The sequence below is a fragment of the Polaromonas sp. CG_9.11 genome (assembly GCF_015752225.1).
Taxonomy (GTDB): Bacteria; Pseudomonadota; Gammaproteobacteria; order Burkholderiales; family Burkholderiaceae_C; genus Polaromonas.
This window is the reverse complement of sequence record NZ_JADOVE010000008.1, coordinates 59,525-84,092: the sequence shown is the minus strand read 5'-3', so window position 1 is coordinate 84,092 and position 24,568 is coordinate 59,525. Positions and strand designations below refer to the sequence as shown.

The 24,568-nt window shown below is 59.3% G+C and carries 25 protein-coding genes and 3 tRNA genes; 17 read left to right on the top strand and 11 right to left on the bottom strand.

The annotated features are described in order from the left end of the window. Positions 1-19 precede the first annotated feature (19 nt). Positions 20-1,186: a S1C family serine protease gene (locus IWX85_RS08665; protein ID WP_196869461.1), complete on the bottom strand. Its 1,167-nt coding sequence runs from the start codon at positions 1,184-1,186 to the stop codon at positions 20-22. A 171-nt stretch (positions 1,187-1,357) separates the two neighbouring features. On the opposite strand from IWX85_RS08665, the gene IWX85_RS08660 reads away from it, so the two are divergent. Beyond that, complete coding sequence (locus tag IWX85_RS08660) at positions 1,358-2,122, top strand: Nif3-like dinuclear metal center hexameric protein (RefSeq protein WP_196869460.1); 765 nt, start codon at positions 1,358-1,360, stop codon at positions 2,120-2,122. Beyond that, positions 2,119-3,171, top strand: coding sequence for a 4-hydroxythreonine-4-phosphate dehydrogenase PdxA (pdxA, locus tag IWX85_RS08655; RefSeq protein ID WP_196869459.1), 1,053 nt, complete (start codon positions 2,119-2,121; stop codon positions 3,169-3,171). Before IWX85_RS08660 ends, pdxA begins: the two co-directional genes overlap by 4 nt. Before the next feature lie 71 nt (positions 3,172-3,242). Here pdxA and mscL read toward each other — a convergent pair whose 3' ends face one another. Continuing rightward, positions 3,243-3,662 (bottom strand): large conductance mechanosensitive channel protein MscL, encoded by a 420-nt coding sequence (gene mscL / locus IWX85_RS08650; RefSeq protein ID WP_036806038.1) that lies wholly within the window; start codon positions 3,660-3,662, stop codon positions 3,243-3,245. Between the two features lie 261 nt (positions 3,663-3,923). On the opposite strand from mscL, the gene petA reads away from it, so the two are divergent. From petA to IWX85_RS08620, 6 genes are all read left to right on the top strand, one after another. Further along, complete coding sequence (gene petA / locus IWX85_RS08645; protein ID WP_196869458.1) at positions 3,924-4,550, top strand: ubiquinol-cytochrome c reductase iron-sulfur subunit; 627 nt, start codon at positions 3,924-3,926, stop codon at positions 4,548-4,550. A gap of 107 nt (positions 4,551-4,657) precedes the next feature. After that, positions 4,658-6,067 (top strand): cytochrome bc complex cytochrome b subunit, encoded by a 1,410-nt coding sequence (locus IWX85_RS08640; RefSeq protein WP_036806032.1) that lies wholly within the window; start codon positions 4,658-4,660, stop codon positions 6,065-6,067. An 18-nt stretch (positions 6,068-6,085) separates the two neighbouring features. After that, positions 6,086-6,841, top strand: coding sequence for a cytochrome c1 (locus tag IWX85_RS08635; RefSeq protein WP_196869457.1), 756 nt, complete (start codon positions 6,086-6,088; stop codon positions 6,839-6,841). A gap of 119 nt (positions 6,842-6,960) precedes the next feature. Further along, complete coding sequence (locus tag IWX85_RS08630; protein ID WP_036806026.1) at positions 6,961-7,572, top strand: glutathione S-transferase N-terminal domain-containing protein; 612 nt, start codon at positions 6,961-6,963, stop codon at positions 7,570-7,572. 42 nt (positions 7,573-7,614) lie between these two features. Then, on the top strand, positions 7,615-8,166 hold the full coding sequence (locus tag IWX85_RS08625) for a ClpXP protease specificity-enhancing factor (RefSeq protein ID WP_196869515.1): 552 nt from the start codon (positions 7,615-7,617) through the stop codon (positions 8,164-8,166). Between the two features lie 12 nt (positions 8,167-8,178). Further along, a tRNA-Thr gene (locus IWX85_RS08620) sits at positions 8,179-8,254 on the top strand. 130 nt (positions 8,255-8,384) lie between these two features. Here IWX85_RS08620 and IWX85_RS08615 read toward each other — a convergent pair. Together IWX85_RS08615 and IWX85_RS08610 are read right to left on the bottom strand one after the other, a co-directional pair. Then, on the bottom strand, positions 8,385-8,699 hold the full coding sequence (locus IWX85_RS08615; protein ID WP_036806023.1) for a hypothetical protein: 315 nt from the start codon (positions 8,697-8,699) through the stop codon (positions 8,385-8,387). 2 nt (positions 8,700-8,701) lie between these two features. After that, on the bottom strand, positions 8,702-8,938 hold the full coding sequence (locus tag IWX85_RS08610) for a hypothetical protein (protein ID WP_196869456.1): 237 nt from the start codon (positions 8,936-8,938) through the stop codon (positions 8,702-8,704). Positions 8,939-9,119: 181 nt separating this feature from the next. Between IWX85_RS08610 and secA the strand changes: the two genes are divergently transcribed. From secA to IWX85_RS08585, 5 genes are all read left to right on the top strand, one after another. Further along, positions 9,120-11,882, top strand: coding sequence for a preprotein translocase subunit SecA (gene secA, locus IWX85_RS08605; protein WP_196869455.1), 2,763 nt, complete (start codon positions 9,120-9,122; stop codon positions 11,880-11,882). A 70-nt stretch (positions 11,883-11,952) separates the two neighbouring features. Further along, positions 11,953-13,194: a bifunctional glutamate N-acetyltransferase/amino-acid acetyltransferase ArgJ gene (argJ, locus tag IWX85_RS08600; protein WP_036806019.1), complete on the top strand. Its 1,242-nt coding sequence runs from the start codon at positions 11,953-11,955 to the stop codon at positions 13,192-13,194. 18 nt (positions 13,195-13,212) lie between these two features. Then, positions 13,213-14,094, top strand: coding sequence for an ATP-binding protein (locus tag IWX85_RS08595; RefSeq protein ID WP_196869454.1), 882 nt, complete (start codon positions 13,213-13,215; stop codon positions 14,092-14,094). Then, positions 14,091-14,558, top strand: coding sequence for an NUDIX domain-containing protein (locus IWX85_RS08590; protein WP_036806015.1), 468 nt, complete (start codon positions 14,091-14,093; stop codon positions 14,556-14,558). The genes IWX85_RS08595 and IWX85_RS08590 overlap by 4 nt, the downstream gene beginning before the upstream one ends. Positions 14,559-14,713: 155 nt before the next feature. Continuing rightward, positions 14,714-16,054, top strand: a complete 1,341-nt coding sequence (locus tag IWX85_RS08585; RefSeq protein ID WP_036806012.1) for a hemolysin family protein — start codon at positions 14,714-14,716, stop codon at positions 16,052-16,054. Between the two features lie 21 nt (positions 16,055-16,075). Here IWX85_RS08585 and IWX85_RS08580 read toward each other — a convergent pair whose 3' ends face one another. Both IWX85_RS08580 and IWX85_RS08575 read right to left on the bottom strand, forming a co-directional pair. Further along, the gene (locus IWX85_RS08580) at positions 16,076-16,741 is read right to left on the bottom strand and encodes a lytic transglycosylase domain-containing protein (RefSeq protein WP_051984091.1); all 666 of its coding nucleotides are present in this window, start codon (positions 16,739-16,741) and stop codon (positions 16,076-16,078) included. Positions 16,742-16,769: 28 nt separating this feature from the next. After that, positions 16,770-18,512: a proline--tRNA ligase gene (locus IWX85_RS08575; RefSeq protein ID WP_036806009.1), complete on the bottom strand. Its 1,743-nt coding sequence runs from the start codon at positions 18,510-18,512 to the stop codon at positions 16,770-16,772. A gap of 103 nt (positions 18,513-18,615) precedes the next feature. On the opposite strand from IWX85_RS08575, the gene IWX85_RS08570 reads away from it, so the two are divergent. Both IWX85_RS08570 and IWX85_RS08565 read left to right on the top strand, forming a co-directional pair. Then, positions 18,616-19,323, top strand: coding sequence for an RNA pyrophosphohydrolase (locus IWX85_RS08570; RefSeq protein WP_036806006.1), 708 nt, complete (start codon positions 18,616-18,618; stop codon positions 19,321-19,323). Then, on the top strand, positions 19,320-19,832 hold the full coding sequence (locus IWX85_RS08565; RefSeq protein ID WP_036806004.1) for a CNP1-like family protein: 513 nt from the start codon (positions 19,320-19,322) through the stop codon (positions 19,830-19,832). The genes IWX85_RS08570 and IWX85_RS08565 overlap by 4 nt, the downstream gene beginning before the upstream one ends. Before the next feature lie 41 nt (positions 19,833-19,873). Here the strand turns inward: IWX85_RS08565 and proB are convergent, their stop codons facing one another. The 4 genes from proB to rplU form a co-directional block, all read right to left on the bottom strand. Continuing rightward, on the bottom strand, positions 19,874-21,010 hold the full coding sequence (gene proB, locus IWX85_RS08560; RefSeq protein ID WP_196869453.1) for a glutamate 5-kinase: 1,137 nt from the start codon (positions 21,008-21,010) through the stop codon (positions 19,874-19,876). A 100-nt stretch (positions 21,011-21,110) separates the two neighbouring features. Next, the gene (cgtA, locus tag IWX85_RS08555; RefSeq protein ID WP_036805998.1) at positions 21,111-22,205 is read right to left on the bottom strand and encodes an Obg family GTPase CgtA; all 1,095 of its coding nucleotides are present in this window, start codon (positions 22,203-22,205) and stop codon (positions 21,111-21,113) included. A 98-nt stretch (positions 22,206-22,303) separates the two neighbouring features. Then, positions 22,304-22,561 carry a 50S ribosomal protein L27 gene (gene rpmA, locus IWX85_RS08550; protein WP_036805995.1) on the bottom strand — a complete coding sequence of 86 codons (258 nt, stop codon included), beginning with the start codon at positions 22,559-22,561 and terminating at the stop codon, positions 22,304-22,306. A 38-nt stretch (positions 22,562-22,599) separates the two neighbouring features. Next, entirely contained in the window at positions 22,600-22,911 is a 312-nt protein-coding gene (gene rplU, locus IWX85_RS08545; RefSeq protein WP_011800165.1) for a 50S ribosomal protein L21, read from the bottom strand. A gap of 166 nt (positions 22,912-23,077) precedes the next feature. Here rplU and IWX85_RS08540 point away from each other — a divergent pair, with 166 nt between their 5' ends. Both IWX85_RS08540 and IWX85_RS08535 read left to right on the top strand, forming a co-directional pair. Further along, positions 23,078-24,061: a polyprenyl synthetase family protein gene (locus IWX85_RS08540; RefSeq protein WP_036805992.1), complete on the top strand. Its 984-nt coding sequence runs from the start codon at positions 23,078-23,080 to the stop codon at positions 24,059-24,061. 14 nt (positions 24,062-24,075) lie between these two features. Continuing rightward, positions 24,076-24,152: transfer RNA gene (locus IWX85_RS08535), tRNA-Pro, on the top strand. Between the two features lie 291 nt (positions 24,153-24,443). On the opposite strand, the gene IWX85_RS08530 is transcribed toward IWX85_RS08535, so the two are convergent. Beyond that, positions 24,444-24,518 (bottom strand) — tRNA-Arg (locus tag IWX85_RS08530). Between the last annotated feature and the right edge of the window lie 50 nt (positions 24,519-24,568).

Here is a 24,568-nt window from a genome sequence, read left to right as displayed (position 1 = left end):
CACGAATCACCCCCCACCTTCAACGCTGCACCCTGGGCCGCTGGCGCTGGGCCGGTGTCACCGAAATATCCACGGGGCCGTCGCCGCGCAGCACTTTGAGTGGTGCAGGCGTGCCGGGCTTGAGCGCAGCAACCGCCGTCAGCAACTGGCTGACATTGCGGACCGGATGGCCATCGACGGCCATGATCACATCGCCAGGCCGGATTCCGCCCAGGGCGGCGGGTCCGTTCTGCAATACGCCCGTGATGATCACGCCACCGGCCTTGGCCGCTTCCGGCTTGAGCTTGAAAGCCTCGATCAGTTCGGCATTGAGTTCCTGCGGTTCGACACCGATCCAGCCCCGGGTTACCTGGCCTTCGGTGACGATGCCCTCGAGCACCTGCTTGGCGGTGGACACGGGAATGGCAAAACCAATGCCCATGGAGCCGCCCGAGCGTGAATAGATGGCAGTGTTGATACCCAGCAGGTTGCCATTGACATCGACCAGCGCACCGCCGGAATTGCCGGGGTTGATGGCCGCATCGGTCTGGATGAAATTTTCAAAGGTGTTGATGCCCAGCTGGTTGCGGCCTAGGGCGCTGACGATGCCGCCGGTCACGGTCTGTCCCACGCCAAACGGATTGCCGATGGCCAGCACCGGGTCGCCCACCTGCAGCTCGTCCGAGTTGCCCAGGACAATCACGGGCAGCTTGTCCAGATCGATCTTGAGGATGGCCAGGTCAGTGTCGGGATCGGTGCCGATAACCTTCGCCCGGGTCTTGCGGGTGTCGTTGAGAACGACCTCGATTTCATCGGCGCCTTCGACCACATGGTTGTTGGTCAGGATGTAGCCGCTGCTGCTCACGATCACGCCGCTGCCCAGGCCTGCCTGGGCTTCGCCCGGGTTCTGGTCGCCGAAGAAAAACCGGAACCAGGGGTCGTTCATTTGCGGGTTTTTGGCGGCGGCCTTGCTGGTGTTGATGCTCACCACGGCAGCGGAGGCTATTTTGGCTGCCTTCGCAAAGTTGCTGACTGGGCTGGCCGAACCGCTGGTACCCGGCAGGCTGCTGGCGGGGGCTTCGATGACTGAGACACCGCCAATCGTGGCGCGCCTGTTCAGCCACTGCGGCTGGAGCGTGGCAACGACGAAGTAAGCCGCCACCAACACAGTGACGGTCTGGGAAAACAGGAGCCAGGTGCGCTTCATGGATCAAAAAGGAGTTGACAGGCGTAAAAGGAAAGCGGGTACAGGCCGCCAAACACGTATTGTGCTTTATGCCGGATGCTCCGGCGTAGGACGCAAGCCACTGCAAAGCTGTGAATACGGGAAAAAATCCAGAATGACCGGCGGTGCGGACCGGCCTGAGACAATCCTGCCATGAACACCACGACAAGACAGGAGTTGCTGGCCGCGTTTGACATGCTGATGCAGCCTGGGCGCTTCAAGGATTACGGCCCCAACGGCTTGCAGGTGGAAGGGAAAACGCAGGTGTGCCGAATGGTTTCCGGGGTCACGGCTAGCCTGGCGTTGATCGAAGCGGCCATTGACGCGCAGGCCGATGCCATCTTTGTGCACCATGGCCTGTTTTGGCGCGGCCAGGACGGCCGCGTGACAGGCTGGATGAAGCAGCGCCTGGCGCTGCTGCTGGCCCACGACATCAGCTTGTTTGCCTATCACCTGCCGCTCGATGCGCATCCCGAGCTGGGCAACAATGCGCAACTGGGGTTGCGGCTGGGCTTGTCGGCCAGCAGCTGCTTTGGTGAGCAAAGCCTGGGATTTTTGGGTGGGCGAAGCGATGGCGGCAGCTTTGCCACGGCCGGCGATCTGGCTCGGCATATTGAAAATACGTTAAAAAGGCCTGTTACGCAGGTAGGGCCTGTACATGCTGCTATAAAAAAAATAGCTTGGTGCAGCGGTGGGGCGCAAGGCTATTTCGAGCCCGCCATTGCCGCCGGCGCTGACGCCTTCATCACGGGCGAGATTTCCGAGCCGCAGGTGCACGTGGCGCGCGAAATGGGCGTCACGTTCATTGCCTGCGGACACCATGCGTCGGAGCGTTACGGCGCGCCGGCAGTTGCCTCGCATGTGGCGGCGCAATTCGGCCTGCATCATCAGTTCATTGACATCGACAACCCTGCATGACCACCCAAACCCTTCCTTTCCTCATCACCATGGGCGACGCCGCTGGCATCGGCCCTGAAATCATCGCCAAGGCCTTCGCCCAGTCACCGCTGGAACTGACGGGCTGCGTGGTGGTCGGTGACGTGCCCACGCTGCGGCGCGCTTGCGCGCTGGTGGCCAGGTCATCCCGAAATCCGGCAATGCCGGTAGCCGAGCTCGATTCGCTGGCCGACCTGCCGGCCATGCCGCCAAACTGCATCGGCGTGTTGCAAAAATGCACACTGCCTGACCTGGTTGCCTATGGACAGATCAGCGGCCTGGCTGGCGGGGCTGCGGCGGACTGCATTGCCTGGGCCGCCCGCACCGTGCTTGCCGGCGAGGCTGCCGCCATGGTCACGGCGCCGATCCACAAGGAAGCCCTGTCAGCCGCCGGTGGCTGGGCTGCCCGTTTCCCAGGCCATACCGAAATGCTGCAGGCAGAGGCCGCCGCTTTCCTGGACAAACCGGTGAGCGAAGTCCCGGTGCGCATGATGCTGGCCAACGATGAACTCACGACGGTGCTGGTGAGCATCCACATGTCTCTCAGGCGTGCGATTGACGCCGTGAACTTCGAGAACGTGCTGCAAACCCTGCGCATTGCGCACCAGGCGCTCAGGATTGGTCTGGGACGATCGCCGCGCATCGCCGTGGCGGGCCTGAATCCGCATGCCGGCGAAGGCGGCATGTTTGGCACGGAGGAGCAATTGATCATTGCACCGGCCATTGCGGCTGCCTTGCGTGAAGGTCTTGATGTGCGCGGTCCCTTTGCCCCGGACACGGTGTTCATGCGGGCACGCAACACCCTCTCGAAGCCCGGCGAATTTGACGTGGTAGTGGCCATGTACCACGACCAGGGCCTGATTCCTGTTAAATACCTGGGGGTGGAGCAGGGCGTCAACGTCACGCTCGGGTTGCCGCTGGTTCGTACCAGTCCAGACCATGGCACGGCTTTTGATATTGCCGGCGCCGGCCGGGCTGACGCATCCAGCCTGCTGGCCGCGATCCGGATGGCGCGCCTGCTGGTTGCATAGTCAATATTAAAGAAATTTTTGCCGGTCGCAGAATCAGCAATGCGTTAATTTACGCGCAGGGATGGCGTGATTCAAGCTTGACGATTCAGGCTGTCGCGAATTTCACGCAACAGCACGATGTCTTCCGCCGGAGCCGCCGGAGCGGCAACTGGCCGGGGTTTTCTAAGACGGTTCATCTGCTTGATCATCATGAAGATGATGAAGGCCAGAATGATGAAATTCAGCGCCACCGTGATGAAGTTACCGTAAGCGAAGACGGCGCCTGCCTTCTTGGCTTCTACCAGCGGGAGTCCAGCGGCCTGCCCGGCCAGGGCGACATAGTAATTCGAGAAGTCAAGCCCGCCAAAGAGTTTGCTCACGACTGGCATGATCAGATCGCCGACGATGGAATCGACGATTTTGCCGAAAGCCCCGCCGATGATCACACCGACGGCCAGGTCCATCACATTGCCCTTGACGGCAAATTCCTTGAATTCCCGCATTATTTCCATGGTTTAACTCCGCTTCCCTGTGGTTGTTGTACCTGCACCGCACTGCTGCGGGCTGCAAATAATTATGCAGCCTCGGCATCAATTCACAAGCTGGTTCGAAGCCTGGTTCGCCACAAACCAGGCTTGCCCTTTCACCGCAAAAGGGCGGGCCAGGATGACCTCAAACCATAGCGAAGCCTCCAAATACCACCTCCTGCTCCGCTACAATCACGGGTTGATCCCTCACTAATCCTTTTTCAAGCCAGTTCTTGAAGGACTTTCATGACCCAAGCAAGCGTAATGGGCGCGCCACACGGCACGCATGTCGATAAAGATAAAAGAAACTGGATCGTCGCCACCTGTGCCGTAGGCGGAGCAGGCGTTGCCGCCGTAGCCGTGCCGTTTGTGAGTACTTTCCAGCCGTCCGAGCGCGCCAAAGCCACAGGTGCTGCGGTCGAGGTTGATATTTCTGCTCTGAAGCCGGGTGAAAAGATGACCGTTGAATGGCGTGGCAAGCCGGTCTGGATCCTCAAGCGCACACCCGAGCAGTTGGCGTCTCTGTCCCAAGTTGACAGCATGTTGGCAGACCCCAACTCCGAACGAAAACTGCCTGAATGGACGCCCGAATACGCGCGCAATGAAACCCGTTCCATCAAGGCCGATACCCTGGTGGTGGTGGGCATTTGCCCGCACCTTGGTTGCTCGCCTTCCGATAAGTTTCAAACCGGCGCTCAGCCATCGCTGCCTGATGACTGGCATGGCGGCTTCCTGTGTCCTTGTCATGGATCGACATTCGACCTGGCCGGCCGCGTGTATAAAAACAAGCCTTCGCCTGATAACCTCGAAGTGCCCCCCCACATGTACCTGTCGGATGCAAAGCTGCTGATTGGTGAAGACAAGAAGGCTTGAAGGCCCGCTACCTCTTATCAAAAGACCCTGCCGCCTGCGCTTGAAACCCTGCCGTTGAGCACTGTATCAATCCAAGGCCAAAGAAACTCACCGAACCAGGATCAGTTATGGCTGTATTCAAAGAAATTTCCCCCGATGCTCCGCTCGCCGACAAGGCGATGACGTGGGTTGACAACCGTTTTCCTGCAAGCAAGCTCTTCAAAGAGCATATGAGCGAGTATTACGCGCCCAAGAATTTCAATTTCTGGTATGTCTTTGGTGCGCTGGCCTTGCTGGTGCTGGTGATCCAGATCGTCACGGGGATTTTCCTGACGATGAACTACAAGCCCGAAGCGTCGCTGGCTTTTGGTTCGGTCGAATACATCATGCGCGACGTGCCCTGGGGCTGGCTTATCCGCTACATGCACTCCACCGGCGCTTCGGCCTTTTTCGTCGTGGTCTATCTTCACATGTTCCGTGGACTCATCTATGGCAGCTACCGCAAACCGCGTGAGCTGATCTGGGTGTTTGGCTGTGCCATTTTCCTGGCGTTGATGGCAGAAGCCTTCATGGGCTACTTGCTTCCATGGGGTCAGATGAGCTATTGGGGCGCCCAAGTCATCGTGAACCTGTTTGCCGCCATCCCGTTCATTGGTCCTGACCTGGCCCTGCTGATTCGTGGCGACTATGTGGTGGGCGATGCAACGCTGAACCGTTTCTTTGCTTTCCACGTAATTGCTGTGCCACTGGTGCTGCTGGGTCTGGTCGTGGCACACATCATTGCCTTGCATGAAGTCGGCTCCAACAATCCTGACGGCGTCGAGGTCAAGGGCCCGAACGCGCCTCGAGATGCCAACGGCCATCCGCTGGATGCCATCCCGTTCCACCCGTATTACACGGTGCACGACATTTTCGCTGTCAGCCTTTTTCTGATGATTTTCAGCGCCATCATTTTCTTTGCACCCGAGTTTGGCGGTTATTTCCTGGAGTACAACAACTTCATCCCTGCCGATCCGCTGAAGACGCCGCTGCACATTGCACCGGTCTGGTACTTCACGCCTTACTACTCGATGCTGCGTGCCATCACAAGCGAGATGATGTATGCATTGATTGCCTGCGTGCTTCTGGGTGCAGTCCTGGGTGTGCTGAAGGCGCAGATCGCTGGATTGTTCAAAGCCATCATCGTCGGCGCAGCTGTGGCGCTGGTCGGTTCCATGCTGTTGATCGATGCAAAATTTTGGGGCGTTGTGGTCATGGGCGGCGCCGTCATCATCCTGTTCTTCCTGCCATGGCTGGACAACAGTGAAGTCAAATCTATTCGCTACCGTCCGAGCTGGAACAAATACCTTTACGGTATTTTCGTTATCAACTTCTTCGTCCTGGGCTATCTGGGTGTGCAGCCACCTTCCGCCATTGGCGAGCGCGTTTCGCAGATCGGAACCCTTTTCTACTTCGGTTTCTTTCTGCTGATGCCTTGGTGGAGTCGCTTGGGCACTTTCAAGCGCGTTCCCGATCGCGTTACTTTTGCGGCCCACTGAGAGCTGGGAGTTATCACCATGAAAAAAATCATTTTTGCCCTGATCACTTCACTAGGTCTGCTGGCCGGTGCGCAAGCCTCTGAAGGCGGCATGGCATGGGATAAGGCGCCCAACAAGACGAACGACATGGCTGCCTTGCAAAATGGTGCCAAGCTTTTCGTCAACTACTGCTTGAACTGCCACTCTGCAGCCTTCATGCGCTTCAATCGCTTGAAAGACATTGGTCTGACCGACCAGCAGATCAAGGACAACTTGTTGTTCACGACTGAAAAAGTCGGTGAAACCATGAAATCGGCGATTGATCCCAAACAGGCCAAGGATTGGTTTGGCGGAACGCCACCCGACCTCACCGTCATCGCCCGTTCACGCGCCGGTGCGGGCGGCTCAGGTCCAGACTACCTGTATACCTACATGCGTACTTTCTACCGTGACGAAACCAAGGCAACGGGCTGGAACAATCTTGCTTTCCCCAATGTGGCAATGCCGCATGTGCTTTGGGAGTTGCAGGGCGTGCGCAAGCCGGTGTATGTCGAGAAGGAAGAACACGGCCACAAGGTTGCCGTTTTCAAGGGCTGGGAACAAGTCGTGCCGGGTTCGATGACCCCGTTGCAGTATGACCAGGCCATGGGCGATCTGGTCGGTTACCTTCAGTGGATGGCAGAGCCTGCCCAAAATACCCGTGTTCGCATCGGGGTGTGGGTGCTGCTGTTTCTGCTTTGCCTGACCTTCGTGGCCTGGCGCCTCAACGCGGCGTTCTGGAAAGACGTCAAATAGTTTTTGTGCCGATCAACGCGTCCAGGGCCTGCCCTGACGCACATTGGCACCTTCGGAGTGGGCGGTTCTAAGGTATGAATCTTAGCCTTCCACTCTTTTGCTTTTAGGAGTTCCGAATCATGATGGTCCTTTATTCAGGTACAACCTGCCCTTTTTCGCACCGCTGCCGTTTCGTATTGTTTGAAAAGGGCATGGATTTTGAAATTCGTGATGTTGACCTGTACAACAAGCCTGAAGACATCAATGTAATGAATCCCTACGGTCAGGTACCTATTCTGGTTGAGCGCGACCTGATCCTGTACGAGTCGAACATCATCAACGAATATATTGACGAGCGTTTCCCGCACCCGCAGCTCATGCCCGGCGACCCTGTCGACCGCGCACGGGTTCGGCTGTTTTTGCTAAATTTTGAAAAAGAACTGTTTGTTCATGTCAGTGCCCTTGAATCCCGTGCTTCCAAGGGAAACGAAAAAGCGCTCGAGAAATCTCGCGCCCATATTCGTGACCGTTTGACTCAACTGGCGCCCATTTTCCTGAAGAACAAGTTCATGCTCGGAGACAATTTCTCGATGCTCGACGTGGCGATTGCACCGCTGCTCTGGCGCCTGGACTACTACGGCATTGACCTGTCAAAAAATGCGGCACCCTTGCTTAAGTATGCCGAACGCATTTTTTCCCGTCCCGCCTACATCGAAGCATTGACGCCTTCCGAGAAAGTGATGCGCAAGTAAAGCCGCATCGAATTTAACGGAATCAGCAACTTGGCCGAATTCATGAATGCACCGAACGCCACGTCAACCCGTCCCTACTTGATTCGTGCCTTGTACGAATGGTGCACCGACAACGGTTTCACGCCTTACGTGGCGGTGTCGGTAGACAACACCGTGCAAGTGCCACGTGAATACGTAAAAAATAACGAGATTGTGCTGAACATTGGGTTTGATGCCACCAGTTCCTTGACCTTGGGAAACGAGTTCATTGAATTCAAAGCACGCTTTGGCGGCGCTGCACGCGAAATTCTGGTGCCAATCAGCCATGTGATCGCCATCTATGCCAGGGAAAATGGGCAGGGCATGGCTTTTCCACTCGAAACAACTTCTGCGGGAACCAGCGACCTTCTCGAGCCACCGCTTGGTGCGTCGGATCATCAAGCTTTGCAGGCTGTACCTTCTTCATCAGAAACGCCCGACAGCAAGATCATGCAACTGGTGGATAACGTACCTGGAGCGCATGCCAAGGGAAAAGGAAGGCACAAAAAAACAGATGCGCCTGAGCCTCCCCAACCGCCGCCGCGACCCCGTCCTTCACTCAAGCGCGTGAAGTAGAATGTGACTTGCGCCGCTTTAGCTCAGTTGGTAGAGCAACCGCCTTGTAAGCGGTAGGTCGTCAGTTCGATTCCGACAAGCGGCACCATTCAATGGTTCTTGTGTAAATTCACTGTTTACGCACATCACAGAAGCATTGCTTGCTATTTATCGAATAGCAACAGTGAAAATAAAAATCCCCTGTTCATATTTCGCTTCCTCCGAAGCCACCAGAGTTGTCAGAGGTTCTTGGCGATCAAAATCTTCAGTCGGATGGACTTGACCTTCCAGCCCTGACGCAACAGGCTCGACTGGATGAGCGGGATCAGTTGCCGGACTTTTGCCGAAGCTGCATTGCCATTCACCAGAAGACACCAGCTTTCGCCGTCAATTGGCCCTGCTTGGACGGCCGATCGCAGAGTCGCCGGAATCAGCGCTTCAATGGCTATCAGTCGATGGTTCGATTCGCGGACCAGGTCGGCAAGCCGCGCAAGGGTCGGCGAATTGCCAGCCGCCTGATGCAAGCTGACTGCGGATTGCAAACGTTTATGCATGGTCAGTTTTTGATGAGAGTCAGCATGGCGGTTTGATTATCGTGGATGCCCGTCCCGGGTTGTTCCGCAGCGTTCAATGACCAGCTTTGCTGTTGCGACAAGCCCGGGCGTTGCATCGGACGACTTGGCAATAACCATCCCGAAAGACTCAGGCACCCTTCAAGAAACGAAGCTGCATTTTTCCGCACGATTGTTTTCAAACGCAGGCCAGCACTCAAGCTTTGCGCAATTTCATACATGGCAACCCGAAAACCGCATTCGTTGAGCTCAAGTGAACGGCGGTTTTCCTGGCGGCGCTAAAATCTGCGGTTTGCGCACGGTTGAACTAACTGTTTGTGCCCACACCTAAGTTCCGTACTCAATAAGGGATTTTGGCCGCATTGCCAGCTCAGGGGAGCGGGCATTCGCGGCTTCGCATTTATGGCTTCCAATATCCTGACAAAAATTTTCGGCAGCCGCAACGATCGGCTGCTCAAGACCTACCGCAAAACCGTAGACCAAATCAATGCGCTGGAAACGCAGTACGAAAAGTTTGACGATGACCAGTTGCGCGCCAAGACGCACGAGTTCAAGGACCGGGCAACCGCTGGCGAAACTTTGGATGCCTTGCTTCCGGAAGTTTTTGCCGTCGTGCGCGAAGGCAGCAAACGCATCATGAAGATGCGTCATTTCGACGTTCAGATGCTGGGCGGCATGTCGCTGCACAACGGCAAGATTTCAGAAATGCGTACCGGCGAAGGCAAGACCCTGACCGCCACGCTGCCGGTCTACCTCAATGCCCTGACGGGCAAGGGCGTGCATGTGGTCACGGTCAATGACTACCTGGCCAGCCGCGACGCCCGCTGGATGGGCAAGCTCTACAACTTTCTCGGCATGAGCGTCGGCATCAACCTGCCCAACATGTCGCGCGAGGAAAAGCAGGCAGCCTACAACGCCGACATTACCTACGGCACCAACAACGAGTTCGGCTTTGATTACCTGCGCGACAACATGGTGTATGAAGTCGGCGACCGGGTCCAGCGCGGGCTGAACTTTGCCATCGTCGATGAGGTGGACTCGATCCTGATCGACGAGGCGCGCACCCCGCTCATCATCAGCGGCCAGGCCGAAGACCACACCGAGATGTACCTGGCCATCAACCAGGTCGTTCCCTTGCTGACACGCCAGGAAGGCGAGGCTGATCCGCGAACGGGCGAGGGCGTGACCCAACCCGGCGACTACACGATCGATGAAAAGACGCACCAGGTGTTCCTGACCGAGCAAGGCCACGAAAACGCCGAACGCATCCTGTTCGAGATGGGCCTGATTCCCGAAGGCGCCACACTCTACGACCCGGCAAACATTTCGCTGATGCATCACCTGTATGCCGCCCTTCGCGGCAACCTGCTGTACCACCGCGACCAGCATTACGTTGTGCAGGAAGGCGAAGTCGTGATCGTGGACGAGTTCACCGGCCGCCTGATGTCGGGCCGCCGCTGGAGCGATGGCCTGCACCAGGCGGTTGAAGCCAAGGAAGGGGTTCAGATCCAGGCCGAGAACCAGACGCTGGCTTCGATCACCTTCCAGAACTATTTCCGCCTGTACGAGACGCTGGCCGGCATGACCGGAACGGCCGACACGGAAGCCTACGAATTCCAGGAAATTTACGGTCTCGAAACCACGGTCATTCCGCCCAACCGCGTGAGCAAACGCGAAGACCAGCTGGACCGCGTGTACAAAACGACGCGCGAAAAATACGAAGCTGCGATCCAGGACATTCGCGAATGCTATGAACGCGGCCAGCCGGTGCTGGTGGGGACGAGTTCCATCGAAAATTCCGAAATCATTGACCAGTTGCTCGTCAAGGAAAATTTGCCGCACCAGGTGCTCAATGCGAAGCAGCACGCCAGAGAGGCTGACATCGTGGCGCAGGCCGGGCGTCCGAAGATGATCACCATTGCCACCAACATGGCGGGCCGTGGCACCGACATCGTGCTGGGGGGCAACCTTGAAAAAATGATGGAAGCGGTGGAAGCCGACGAGTCGCTGGACGCTGCCGCGAAAGAAGCCGAAACTGCCCGCTTGCGGGTTCAGTGGAAACAGGAGCACGAACAGGTCACTGCGCTGGGCGGCTTGCGCATCATTGCGACCGAGCGGCATGAGTCGCGCCGCATCGACAACCAGCTGCGTGGTCGTTCAGGCCGTCAGGGTGACCCGGGTTCCTCGCGCTTTTACCTGGGCCTGGATGATCCGCTGATGCGCATTTTTGCCGGTGACCGCGTCAAGTCCATCATGGAGCGGCTGAAAATGCCCGATGGCGAAGCCATTGAAGCGGGCATCGTCACGCGCAGCATCGAGTCGGCGCAGCGCAAGGTCGAGGCCCGCAACTTTGACATCCGCAAGCAGTTGCTTGAATACGACGACGTGTCCAACGACCAGCGCAAGGTGATCTACCAGCAACGCAACGACATCATGGATGCCAGCGATCTGCAGCCGCAAATCGCATCGCTGCGCGAAGGCTGTTTCACCGACCTGGCGCGGCAGTACGTGCCGGTGGAAAGTGTGGAAGAGCAGTGGGATGTGGCGGGGCTTGAAAAAACGCTGCGCGAAGACTGGCATATCGAACTGGACCTGCGCCAGGAAATCGAAGCTGCCACGGCCATCACTGACGAGGAAGTGCTGGAGAAGGTCAGCGCCGCCGCTGAGGCCGCCTTTGCCGAGAAACTCGAAAAGATCGGCAAGGAAAACTTCACGCAGTTCGAACGCGTGGTGCTGCTGCAAAGCATCGACAGCCACTGGCGCGAGCACCTGAGCGCGCTGGACTATTTGCGCCAGGGCATTCACCTGCGCGGCTATGCCCAGAAGCAGCCCAAGCAGGAATACAAGCGCGAAGCCTTTGAATTGTTTGGGCAATTGCTGGACAGCGTGAAGAACGAGGTCACCAAGACCTTGATGACGGTCCAGGTCCAGTCGAACGAGCAACTGGAGCAGGCGGCCGAAGCGCTCGAAAGCCGGGCGGAAAACATCAGCAATGTGACCTATACCGCGCCGACTGAAACGGGCGAAACGGAAACGACGGTTGATGAGGCGACGCGGCGGCGACACGCCATACCCGCCTCAGCCATGCCGCGCGTGGGCCGCAACGATCCGTGCCCGTGCGGCTCCGGCAAAAAATACAAGCTCTGCCACGGCAAACTGACCTGATCCCCTGGGCGTCCCGACCATTTCACGGGCGCCTGCGGCGTCCCCACCCTGTCTTACCGGAGTCAATTCCATGCCTGTCAACCTGATGGCCACGTCTGCCGCCGACCTTCATGCCGTGCCTGGTGTGCGTTGGGGCATTGCCGAAGCCGGTATCCGCAAGGCCCATCGCAAGGACCTGGCCGTGCTGCTGCTTGATGAGGGCGCTTCGGTCGGCGCGGTCTTTACCCAGAACCGGTTTTGCGCCGCGCCGGTGCAAATCTGCCGCGAGCACCTGGCCGCCCATGCTGGTCGGAGCCACGGCATCCGGGCCATGCTGATCAACACCGGCAACGCCAACGCCGGCACCGGCCAGGACGGTCTGGTTCGCGCGCAGTCCACCTGCATCGAACTGGCCCGTGCGCTGAACCTGTCGCCCGAGCAGATCCTGCCGTTTTCAACCGGCGTCATCATGGAGCCCCTGCCGCATGACCGGATTGCCGCCGGGATTCCCGCCGCGCTGGCCGATGCCAGGGCCGACAACTGGGCCAACGCCGCCGAAGCCATCATGACCACTGACACGGTGCCCAAGGCGTTTTCAACCCGTGTCAACCTGGGCGGCGCCACGGTCACCATCACCGGCATCAGCAAGGGCGCGGGCATGATCCGCCCGAACATGGCGACCATGCTGGGCTTCCTGGCCACCGATGCCTGCGTGTCGCAGGCCTTGATGGCGCAACTGGCCAGGGAACTGGCGGACGCCTCCTTCAACCGCATCACGATTGACGGCGATACCTCGACCAACGATTCCTTCGTGGTGATTGCCAGCAACCAGGCTACGCACGAGCCGGTCACGTCGCTCGACAGCGCGGACGGCCAGGTCTTGCGCGCGGCCATGATGGGCATTGCGCAGCAACTGGCGCAAGCCATCGTGCGCGACGGCGAAGGCGCGACCAAGTTCATCACCATCCGCGTCGAGGGTGGAAAAACCGGCGAGGAATGCCGGCAGGTCGGCTATGCCATCGCCCATTCGCCGCTGGTCAAGACGGCATTTTTTGCCAGCGACCCCAACCTGGGCCGGATTCTGGCCGCCGTGGGTTATGCCGGCATCGCCGACCTGGACCCGACGCAGATCGACCTCTACCTGGACGACGTGCTGGTGGCCAAAAATGGCGGCCGGCATGTGGACTACCTCGAAGCCGATGGCCAGCGCGTGATGAAGCAAGCCGAGATCACTGTGCGCGTCGTGCTGGGCCGGGGTGAGGCTGCCGACACCGTCTGGACCTGCGACCTGTCCTACGACTACGTCAAGATCAACGCGGATTACCGCAGCTAAACCAACTGGTGATTGCGCATGAACGAACAGTTTGAACGCCTGATGGTGCGGATCGAGTCGCTGATGGCGCGCATCGAGTCCGTCCTGCCGCGAGCCCTGGGCGCGCCGGACTGGAGCGCCTCCGTGGCCTACCGCTACCGCAAGCGCAGTTCCGGCCATGCTTCTCTGGAGCCGGTCCGGCACCTGGGCACGCTGCAACTGGCCGACCTGAAGGAGATCGAGGACCAGAAAGAAAAAATCCGGCGCAACACCGAGCAGTTCGTCAGCGGCCAGCCAGCCAACAACGTGTTGCTGACCGGCTCGCGCGGCACCGGAAAATCGTCCCTGATCAAGGCCTGCCTGAACGCGTACTCGGCCCGTGGCCTGCGCCTGATTGAAGTGGACAAGGCCGACCTGACCGACCTGCCCGACATCGTCGATGTGGTGTCCGGCCTGCCGGAAAAATTCATCGTCTTTTGCGATGACCTCAGCTTTGAAGAAGGCGAACCCGGCTACAAGGCCCTCAAGTCCATTCTGGACGGCTCGATTGCCGCCGCCACGCCAAATGTGTTGGTCTATGCCACCAGCAACCGCCGCCACCTGCTGCCCGAGTACATGATGGAGAACCTGACCTACACGCACACCGAGGATGGCGAAGTCCATCCCGGCGAGGTCGTGGAGGAAAAGATTTCCCTGTCCGAGCGCTTTGGCCTGTGGGTCAGTTTCTATCCTTTCAGCCAGGACGAATACCTGACCATCGTCGCCCAGTGGCTGTCGTCGTTTGGCGTGGGCGCTGACGCCATCGCCGCGGCCCGCCCGGCCTCGCTGGTCTGGGCTCTGGAGCGCGGCTCGCGCAGCGGGCGCGTGGCCTACCAGTTTGCGCGCGACTATGCCGGCCAGCATGCGGCCACGTTGCAATGACCGAAGCGGTGCTGATGGCGGACGTGAATGTGCCCCGCGAAGGTGGTCACGAACGCAAGGTGGTCGAGGTGGCGGTGGGCGTGTTGATTCAGCCCGGTGGCCAGTTTTTGCTCACCTCGCGCCCGCCTGGCAAGGTCTATGAGGGCTATTGGGAGTTTCCGGGCGGCAAGCTGGAGGCCGGCGAGAGCGTTGAACAGGCGCTGCGACGCGAACTCCAAGAAGAAATCGGCCTGACCATCGGCGCTGTCCAGCCCTGGAAAGTCGAGATGGTCGATTACCCGCATGCGCTCGTTCGCCTGAACTTCTGCAAGGTCTTCGACTGGCAGGGTGAGTTGCAGATGCACGAAGGCCAGATGTTTTCATGGCAGTGCCTGCCGGTGCAGGTCGCGCCCGTGCTCCCGGGAACGGTTCCGGTTCTGGCGTGGTTTGCGCAGGAGCGCGACGCCCAAGCGGCTCCGTTGTGACCTGAAAATGACTTTTTGTTATTGAATATGCCTCTGGCGCACGCCTGGTATGCGCTGGTAGCTATAAATTCAGTAGCGAAGAAGGCGCCTCACCGTGGGCCGCTAAACTCAATGCCAGGCGCGCCCATGCCGCCAGTCTCTGCTGATTGCCTTTCATGACCCTTTACCAAAGCCTTTTTGTGATCGGCCTGCTGATCGCGGCCAGCGCCTTCTTTTCCGTGGCGGAAATTTCCCTGGCGGCTTCGCGCCGCCTGCGCTTGCGCCAGATGGCTGACGATGGCAATGCACACGCCGAACGCGTGCTGCGCATTCAGGAGCAGCCGGGCGACTATTTCACCGTCGTGCAGATCGGCCAGAACGCCGTCGCTATTCTGGGCGGCATCGTGGGCGAGGGCACGTTGAGCCCGCATTTCAATGCATTTTTCGAACTCTGGCTGCCTGCGCCCACCGCGCAGACGGTCGGTTTTCTCGGTTCCTTCCTCATCGTCACGTCGCTTTTCATCCTGTTCGCAGACCTTTTTCCGAAGCGCCTGGGCATGGCCACGCCCGAGCTTCTGGCCCTCCGCGTGTCGCAGCCCATGACGGTCTGCATGATGCTGATGCGCCCGCTGGTGTGGTTTTACAGCCGCCTGGCCGACGCTCTGTTTCGCCTGTTCGGCCTGTCCTCGCTGCGCGACGACCGCATCACCTCGGACGATGTCCTGGCGATGATGGAAGCCGGTGCGGTGGCCGGTGTGCTGGCGGCACGCGAGCAGCAGGTGATCACGAATGTGTTTGAACTCGACACCCGCACGGTGGGCAGCGCCATGTCGCCGCGTGACCGGATTGCCTTCTTTTTGCGCGATGACCTGGACTCGGTGGTCCGGCTGCGCATTGCGGCCGAACCGTTTTCGACCTACCCGGTGTGCGAGGGCGACATCGACCATGTGGTCGGCTACGTCGATGCCAAGGACCTGTTTCAGCGCGTGCTCAACAGCCAGCCGATTTCACTGGCCGACGACAGCCTGGTGCGCAAGGTGCTGGTGGTTCCCGACCGGCTGACGTTGTCCGAAGTGCTGGAACAGTTCCGGCAGGTCCATGAGGACTTTGCCGTCATCGTCAACGAATACAGCATGGTGGTCGGCGTGGTGACGCTCAATGACGTGATGAGCACCGTGATGGGCGACCTGGTGTCGCCCTTCGATGAAGAACTGATCGTGCGGCGCGACGAGAACTCCTGGCTGATTGATGGTGTCACGCCCATCGAGGACGTGCTGCGCGCGCTGGGGCTCGATCATTTGCCCCACGATGAGGAATACGAAACCCTGGCCGGCTTCCTGATGGTGATGCTGCGCCGCGTGCCCCGGCGCACCGACAGCGTGAGCTGGGGCGGTTTCAAGTTCGAGGTGCTCGACGTTGACAGCTACCGCATCGACCAGGTCATGGTGTCGCGGCTGGCCGATGGTGCGGCCGGCACGGCCGTGGCCGCTGCGCAGGCTGGTCCGGCTTCGTTCTGACGCGCTTGCAGGCTGTCTGCTTCAGCCGACGGCGCGGTCCCCGGGCAGCCAGCTGCGCTGCGCGGCAAACACCGCTTCGGGGTAGGGCGCCCGGCCCCGGCTGCCGTTGTAGCGGCCCAGGCCCAGAAAAGGATCGCCGCGCTCCCGGTCCAGGTAATGGCGAAGTATCACGCAGCCAAAGCGCAGGTTGGTCTGCATGTGGAACAGCTTGCCCGGGTCGCCATCGCCAATCACGCGTGTCCAGAAGGGCATGACCTGCATGTAGCCGCGCGCGCCGACGCTGCTGACGGCGAACTTGCGAAAGTTGCTTTCGACCTGGATCAGGCCCATGACCAGCGTCACATCCAGCCCGGCACGCCTGCTTTCGTACCAGGCCGTCTGCAAAAATTCCTGGCGCATCTGCAATTCGGGTATTTTGCGTTTCAGGCGCTCGCTCATGGCGCCCATCCAGCGCAGATACGCCAGCTTGGCTTCGGTGCTGCCGAACTCGGGAATTGGTGGCGCCTGGTTGGCAATGGCAGAGCCCAATGCCGTTCGCACCGAGTCCATCAGCGGTTCCTCCAGCTGCCCTCCGGCACTCGCATTCTTTAAAAATAATAGCGACAAACCACCGCTGGATATGCGGGAGAGCCATTTTCTTCTTGAAAAAGTCACTGAAATTTCTGTGAGAGACGGGGTCACGGCCATGCGCGGATCAAGACGGTCTGTCAGCGTTTCACAACGCCAGTTTGTCTTTGAGAAAGTCGAACACGTTTGCTGCATCGACCTGGCTGGTGGCCGTGTCGCGGCGGTGCTGGTATTCGATGTGGCCCTCCTTCAGGCCCCGGTCGCCAATGGTGATGCGGTGCGGCACCCCAATCAGCTCCCAGTCGGCGAACATGGCGCCCGGCCGCTCATTGCGGTCGTCCAGCATCACATCGACGCCTGCGGCCAGCAACTCGGCATGCAGTTTTTCAGCCGCAGCCTTGACGTCAGGAAAACGGTCTGGGCTGATCGGGCAGATCACCAGCGTGAAGGGCGCAATCGCATCCGGCCAGATGATGCCGCGCTCGTCATGGTTCTGCTCGATCGCCGCCGCCGGCAGGCGGGTGATGCCGATGCCGTAGCAGCCCATTTCCAGGAATTGCGGCTTGCCGTTCTCGCCCAGGAAGGTGGCGTTCATGGCCTGGCTGTACTTGGTGCCGAGGTAAAACACATGGCCAACCTCGATGCCACGCTCGATGGCCAGCACGCCCTGGCCGTCGGGCGACAGGTCGCCGGCAACCACGTTGCGCAGGTCGGCAATCAGGTCGGGCTCGGGCAGGTCGCGGCTCCAGTTGACGCCAGTGATGTGAAAATCGGCTTCGTTCGCGCCGCAAACCCAGTCGGCCAGCACGGCGACCTCGCGGTCCACCACCAGCTTGAGCGGCTTTTTCAGGCCCAGTGGCCCAAGGTAGCCCGGCTCGCAGCCAAAGTGGTCGACGATCTCTGCCAGCGTGGCAAAGCGAAACCCCTGCAGGCCGGCAACCTTGCCAACCTTGATTTCGTTCATGTGGTGGTCGCCACGCAGCAGCAGCAGCCAGACCTGTGTTTTGACGACTTCGCCGGCTTCACTGGTCTGGTCCGTGGCGAGCACCAGCGATTTGACGGTGGTTTCCAGCGGGATGCCGAGCAGCTCGGCCACATCGGCACACGTGGCCTTGCCCGGCGTCGGCGTTTTGGTCAGCGGCTGCGAGGCCTGCTGGCGCGGGCCGGCCGGTGCCAGCGCCTCGGCCTTTTCCAGGTTGGCCGCGTAGTCGCTGGTCGGGCAATAGACGATGGCGTCCTCGCCGGTGGCGGCGATCACCTGGAACTCTTCGCTCAAATCGCCGCCGATGGCGCCGCTGTCGGCCGCCACGGCGCGGTAGGTCAGGCCGAAACGGTCAAAGATCCGGCGGTACGCCTGCGCCATGTTCTGGTAGCTGACCTTGGCGGCGGTGGGGTCGCGGTCGAAGCTGTAAGCGTCCTTCATGATGAATTCGCGGCCGCGCATCAGGCCAAAACGCGGACGGCGCTCGTCGCGGAACTTGGTCTGGATCTGGTAGAGGTTTTTCGGCAGCTGCTTGTAGCTGCGAATGTCCTGGCGCATCACGTCGGTGACGACTTCCTCGCTGGTCGGCTGCACCACGAAGTCGCGGCCATGGCGGTCCTTGATGCGCAGCAGTTCAGGCCCCATGCTTTCGAAGCGGCTGGTTTCCTGCCAGAGTTCGGCAGGCTGCACCACCGGCATGCTCATTTCAATGGCGCCGGCCCGGTTCATTTCCTCGCGGACAATCGCTTCGACCTTGCGGATCACGCGCAGGCCCATGGGCATGTAGTTGTATATGCCGGCGCCCAGTTTCTTGATCAGGCCGGCGCGCATCATGAGCTGATGGCTGACGATTTCAGCGTCGGCAGGGGCTTCCTTGAGAGTGGAAATGAAGAACTGGGAGGCTTTCATGGGCTATTTTTCTGGGTTTGGAGACTGTCGTCCGGCCGTGCGCTTGGCGGGTGCGCCTTCGCTGTGCATAATGGACTCAGTTTAAAAATTTTGAGGTTTGATTATGCTTGACAGGGACGGATTTCGGCCCAATGTCGGCATCATCTTGCTCAACCAGAGAAGCCAGGTATTTTGGGGCAAACGCATCCGTACCCACTCATGGCAATTCCCGCAAGGCGGCATTGATCGGGGCGAAAACCCCGAGCAAGCCATGTTTCGCGAATTGCATGAAGAGGTAGGATTGCACCCACAGCATGTTCAGGTGCTGGCCCGTACCCGAGACTGGTTGCGCTATGAGGTGCCTGACCGATTCATCCGGCGCGATGCGCGCGGACACTACAAAGGCCAGAAACAAATCTGGTTTCTGCTTCAATTGGTCGGTCACGACTGGGATCTGAACCTGCGCGCCACCAACCATCCTGAGTTTGATGCGTGGCGCTGGAATGACTATTGGGTGCCGCTCGATGTCGTGGTCGAGTTCAAGCGCGGCGTGTACGAAATGGCGCTGACCGAGTTGTCCCGGTTTGTGCCACGCTGCGAATTCCGTTTCGATGCGCGTCCTGAGCAGCGCAACCGGTACTTGCGCGGCGGGCTGCACCAGCGCGACCTGCTGGCCGGCCAGTCGACGGAATCGGCGTCGTTCCTTGCAGGGAGCGGAATTCCTTCATGCGCCAGCCGGCCTGGAGTTCCTTTCGAGTTGCCGCCCGGCGCCACTTTCGAGCCTGACCCGCAAACCAGTTATGGCTTGGATGCATCCACGAAAAAAGTATGAAATTGAAATCATTGTCGCTCTACGCCGGAGTGCTTTTGCTGGGCTTGGGCACGCCGGTCTGGTCGCAATTCGCTGTCGATGAACCCGAATGGAAGGAGTCGAGCGTGCCGCCGCCGCCCGCTTTTGAGTTAGGCAAACTGGTCATCCTGGACGTGTCCCCCAATTCATCGCTGGTGTATGGTGTCGATCCTGCATCCATCAGCATCACCCAGAGCGACGGCGTGGTGCGTTATGTGATGGTGGCGACCAGCGCCAGCGGGGCGCGCAACGTGATGTATGAAGGCATACGTTGCGCTACCGGTGAATTCAAGACATATGCTCGTTATTCGGCCGACGGGAAGTGGACGTCGGTCGGCAGCCCGGAATGGCGCTCGATGTTTGGCAATATGCCCTCGAAACACCCCTTGCGTCTGGCGAAGTCTGGCGCTTGTGACAACGCAGCGCCGGCAACGTCGGTCAAGGAGATGCTCAGCCGGCTGAAAAACCCGAATTACAGGGTGATGCCGTAGGCCAGGGCCGCCAGCCTTTGCTGGCGGTGAATGCGCCAGGCTCAGCGGCTAAGGATCAGGTTGGTGCGGTGGACCATTTCGGGTTCGCCGGTGTAGCCGAGCAACCGTTCGAATTCCGACGAAACCTTGCGGCAAATCAGCCGGGCTTCCGAACTGGAGTAGTTGGCAAGGCCGCGCGCAATTTCAGTTCCATCCGGGTCCCTGACGGCAATCACGTCACCGCGTGAAAAATCGCCCTGAACCCCGGTCATGCCGATGGGCAGCAGGCTTTTGCCACCGTCCCGTACCATGCGCGCCGCGCCCGGGTCCACCGTGACCGAACCGCGCAATTGCAGATGATCCGCCATCCATTGCTTGCGCGCCTGCATCTTCTGGGTCTGGGCCACCAGCAGCGTGCCAATCGCCTCGCCCTGGGTCAGCCGGATCAGCGCTTGGGGTTCACGGCCCCAGGCAATCACCGTCGAGGCCCCCGAACCCGCCGCACGTTTGGCCGCCAGAATCTTGGTGATCATGCCGCCGCGGCCAATGCTGGAGCCGGCGCCGCCCGCCATGGCTTCAAGCGCCACATCGCCGGCCTTGGCTTCATGAATGAATTGCGCTGCCGGGTTTTTACGCGGATCAGCGGTGTACAGGCCCTTCTGGTCGGTCAGGATGATCAACGCATCGGCTTCTACCAGGTTGGCCACCAGCGCACCGAGCGTGTCGTTGTCGCCGAACTTGATCTCGTCATTGACGACGGTATCGTTCTCGTTGATCACTGGCACCACGCCAAGCTGCAGCAGCGTCAGCAGGGTAGAGCGGGCATTCAGGTAACGCTCCCGGTCGGCCAGGTCGGCATGCGTCAGCAGCACCTGCGCGCTGCCGATGCCGTTTTCGCGGAGCTTGGTTTCATACATCTGCACTAGGCCCATCTGGCCCACGGCAGCCGCCGCCTGCAGTTCATGGATGGCCTTGGGGCGTGTGCGCCAGCCCAGGCGCTTCATGCCTTCGGCAATCGCGCCGCTGCTCACCATGATGACTTCGCGCCCGTCCTTGACCAGGGCAGCCAACTGTTCGGACCACTGACCGATGGCCTCGGCATCCAGGCCGCGGCCTTCGTTGGTCACCAGACTGGAGCCGACCTTGACCACAATGCGCCGGGCGTTACGCAGAACAGGAGAGCCTGAGGGAGCGTGCATTTTTCAGTGTTTTAAGGCTCTGGCGCAAGGTGGGCGTGCACATTCAGCTATTGTTTACAGAGCAACCAAGAGTCTTCGGTTATCGGAAAATGGGCAGCAATCAGTCGGAGGACGCCGGGCTTCTGGGCTCGGGCGGCAGTTCGATGAAGCGTGGATCAATTTCCTCCTCGGGCTGCTCGCTTTTCTGGACTTTCTTGACGTGCTGGTAGATCGTCTTGACGAGCTGCTCGCAGCCTTCACGGGTCAGCGCAGAAATTTCAAACACCGGGCCTTTGAACTTGAAACGTTTGACGAAATCCTTGACGACTTCGGCACGCTTGTCGCCATCGATCATGTCGAGCTTGTTGAGGACCAGCCAGCGCGGCTTTTTGTGCAGCGCCTGGTCGTACTTTTTGAGCTCGCCAACGATGGCCTTGGCCTGTGCCACCGGATCGACGTTTTCGTCAAACGGCGCCAGATCGACAATATGCAGCAGCAGGCGGGTGCGTTGCAGATGCCGTAAAAACAGGTGCCCCAGGCCCGCGCCTTCCGACGCGCCTTCAATCAGGCCCGGCAGGTCAGCCACGACAAAGCTCTGTTCAGGTCCGACCCGGACCACGCCCAGGTTGGGGTGGAGCGTCGTGAACGGGTAATCGGCAATGCGCGGCCTGGCATTGGAAACAGCCGTGATGAACGTCGATTTTCCAGCATTGGGCATGCCCAGTAGGCCCACATCGGCCAGCACCTTGAGTTCGAGCTTCAGGCTCTTGCGGTCGCCGGGCCAGCCGGGCGTCTTGCTGCGTGGCGCGCGGTTCGTCGAGCTTTTGAAGCGCAGGTTGCCAAAACCGCCATCGCCGCCCTTGGAAATCAGGATCTGCTCGCCCGGCACCAGCAGCTCGAAAAGAACCTCGCCGGTTTCGGCATCGGTCAGGATGGTGCCGACCGGCATTTTTAAAATGATGTCGTCGCCTTTGGCGCCGAACATGTCAGAACCCATGCCATGGCCGCCGTTGCGCGCTTCATGTCGACGTGAAAACCGGAAGTCGACCAGCGTGTTCAGGTTGATGTCCGCCACCGCGTACACATGGCCGCCGCGCCCGCCATCACCCCCGTTTGGACCGCCGAACTCTTTGTATTTTTCGTGGCTGAACGAGACGCAGCCGCTCCCGCCATCGCCGGCGGCAATGTCAATATAAGCTTCGTCAACAAATTTCATGATGGAGTGGTGTGCAGGTAGGAGAGATTATCCGGGGACAGTTGACAAACAAAAAAGCCCCGACTGGTCGGGGCTTCGATGCCATCGAAGTGATCGGCTTACGCCGAGGTCACATTGACAGTGCGCTTGTTCATCGAACCCTTGACGCAAAAGGAGACTTGGCCGTCCACCAGTGCATACAGTGTGTGGTCCTTGCCGATGCCGACATTGACGCCTGGGTGGAACTGGGTGCCACGCTGGCGCACGATGATGCTTCCTGCGTTGATCACTTCGCCGCCAAATTTCTTGACGCCAAGCATCTTGGGCTGTGAATCACGCCCGTTTCGCGTAGAGCCGCCGCCTTTTTTCTGTGCCATTTTTCTTTACCTCTTGGGACTTCCTGGTACTGAACTGATTAGCCGACGATCGCGCCGATTTGCAGTTCAGTGAAGTTCTGCCGGTGACCCTGGCGTTTCTGATAGTGCTTGCGACGGCGCATCTTGAAGATGCGAACCTTGTCGTGCCTGCCGTGAGACAGCACCGTGACAGTAACAGTTGCGCCGGAAACCAAGGGCGTACCAACCTTGATTGAACTGCCTTCGCCGACAGCCAATACCTGGTCAATAACGATCTCTTGGCCTACGTCCGCAGCAATCTGTTCTACTTTAATTTTTTCTCCAGCAGCAACTTTGTATTGTTTGCCGCCGGTTTTTATGACCGCGTACATGTAAACCCTCGTAAATTGAGTTCTGCGGACGGATTTCCACAGAGCCCAACATTCTAGCATTGAGCTTAAAAAATGTACAGCCACATGTGCCTGGCTTCGGTTTGACGGCATATAAGGCAAGTCTGGCTTTCTATAATCTGCCCAAACTTAACGTCTGGATTTCCCCTTGTCTGCCAATTCTTCCAGTACCGCTGCTGCCCTTGCCCTGATCGCCGACGACATGCGGTCCATGGATGCCATCATTGCCCGCCGACTTGAATCCGACGTGCCCCTGGTAGCCCAAGTCTCGCAATACATCATTGCCGCCGGTGGCAAGCGCCTGAGGCCCGCCTTGGTGCTGCTGATGTCGGGCGCCTTGGGCTTTCGTGGACCTCAGCGTCTGAACCTGGCCGCCGTCGTGGAATTCATTCACACCGCCACTTTGTTGCATGACGATGTCGTTGATGAATCCACGCTGCGCCGGGGCCGTTCAACCGCCAACGAGGTGTTTGGTAACCCGGCAAGCGTGCTGGTGGGCGATTTCCTATATTCGCGGGCCTTCCAGATGATGGTGGAAGTCGGCGAGATGCGTATCATGCAGACACTGGCAGAGGCCACCAATGTGATTGCCGAGGGCGAGGTGCTGCAACTCATGAACATGCATGATGCCGGCCTGAGCGAAGAAGGCTATCTGCGCGTCATCCGCTCCAAGACCGCCAAGCTGTTTGAAGCCAGCGCCCGGCTGGCCGCCTTGCTGGCGGGGTCTTCAGCCGCTGTTGAGCAGCATTGCGCCGCTTACGGGCAGGCGCTGGGCACGGCTTTCCAGGTGATCGACGATGTGCTCGACTATGACGGTGACGTGCTGGAAATGGGCAAGAACCTGGGTGATGATTTGCGCGAAGGCAAAGTCACGCTGCCGTTGATCATCGCCATGCAGCGAGGCACCGAAGCCGAGCGCTTGACCATCCGGCAGGCGATTGAGACCGGCGGCACTGGGCAGATGACACAAATCGTCGCCATTGTTCAGCATACCGGCGCCCTGCAGGCCACCCGGGATGCTGCAGCCGGAGAAGCGCTGCGTGCGCTGAATGCCTTGCAAACCCTGCCCCAAAACCCTTACAGTCATGCCTTGGCGCAACTTGCTTCGCAATTGCTGGTGAGGCGCTCTTGAGGATCGACGCCAGCCGGGGTGTAGCTTAGTCTGGTAAAGCGCTACGTTCGGGATGTAGAGACCGGAAGTTCGAATCTTCTCACCCCGACCAGATTTCTGCAATGAAATCAAGGGTCCGGCTTGAAGCGGCATAGAGGGCGCTGGAGAAAATCAGCGAAAAGGGGTGCAATGCGCCAAATCTGTGCCAAATTTTGGGTACGCCGGGATCTGGATTCCTGCACCTGGAAGTCGTGCCTGTTCCTGCCTTTGGGAGCAGTGAAGTCTGCCAGCAAAAATCCAGAAACCAGTCAATTTTTTGGTGTCTCGTGAAACCGCATGAGGCAACAAAAAACCTGCTATGTCAGTAAACATGTGGGTTTTGAGACGTTGTGATGCTATCGGCTGGTGCCACCAACAGGAATCGAACCTGTATCTAGCGCTTAGGAGGCACTCGTTCTATCCGTTGAACTATGGCGGCACGTCTTGGCAAGTTGCAAAGAACCGGCAATTGTATGCGCTGATCAGACC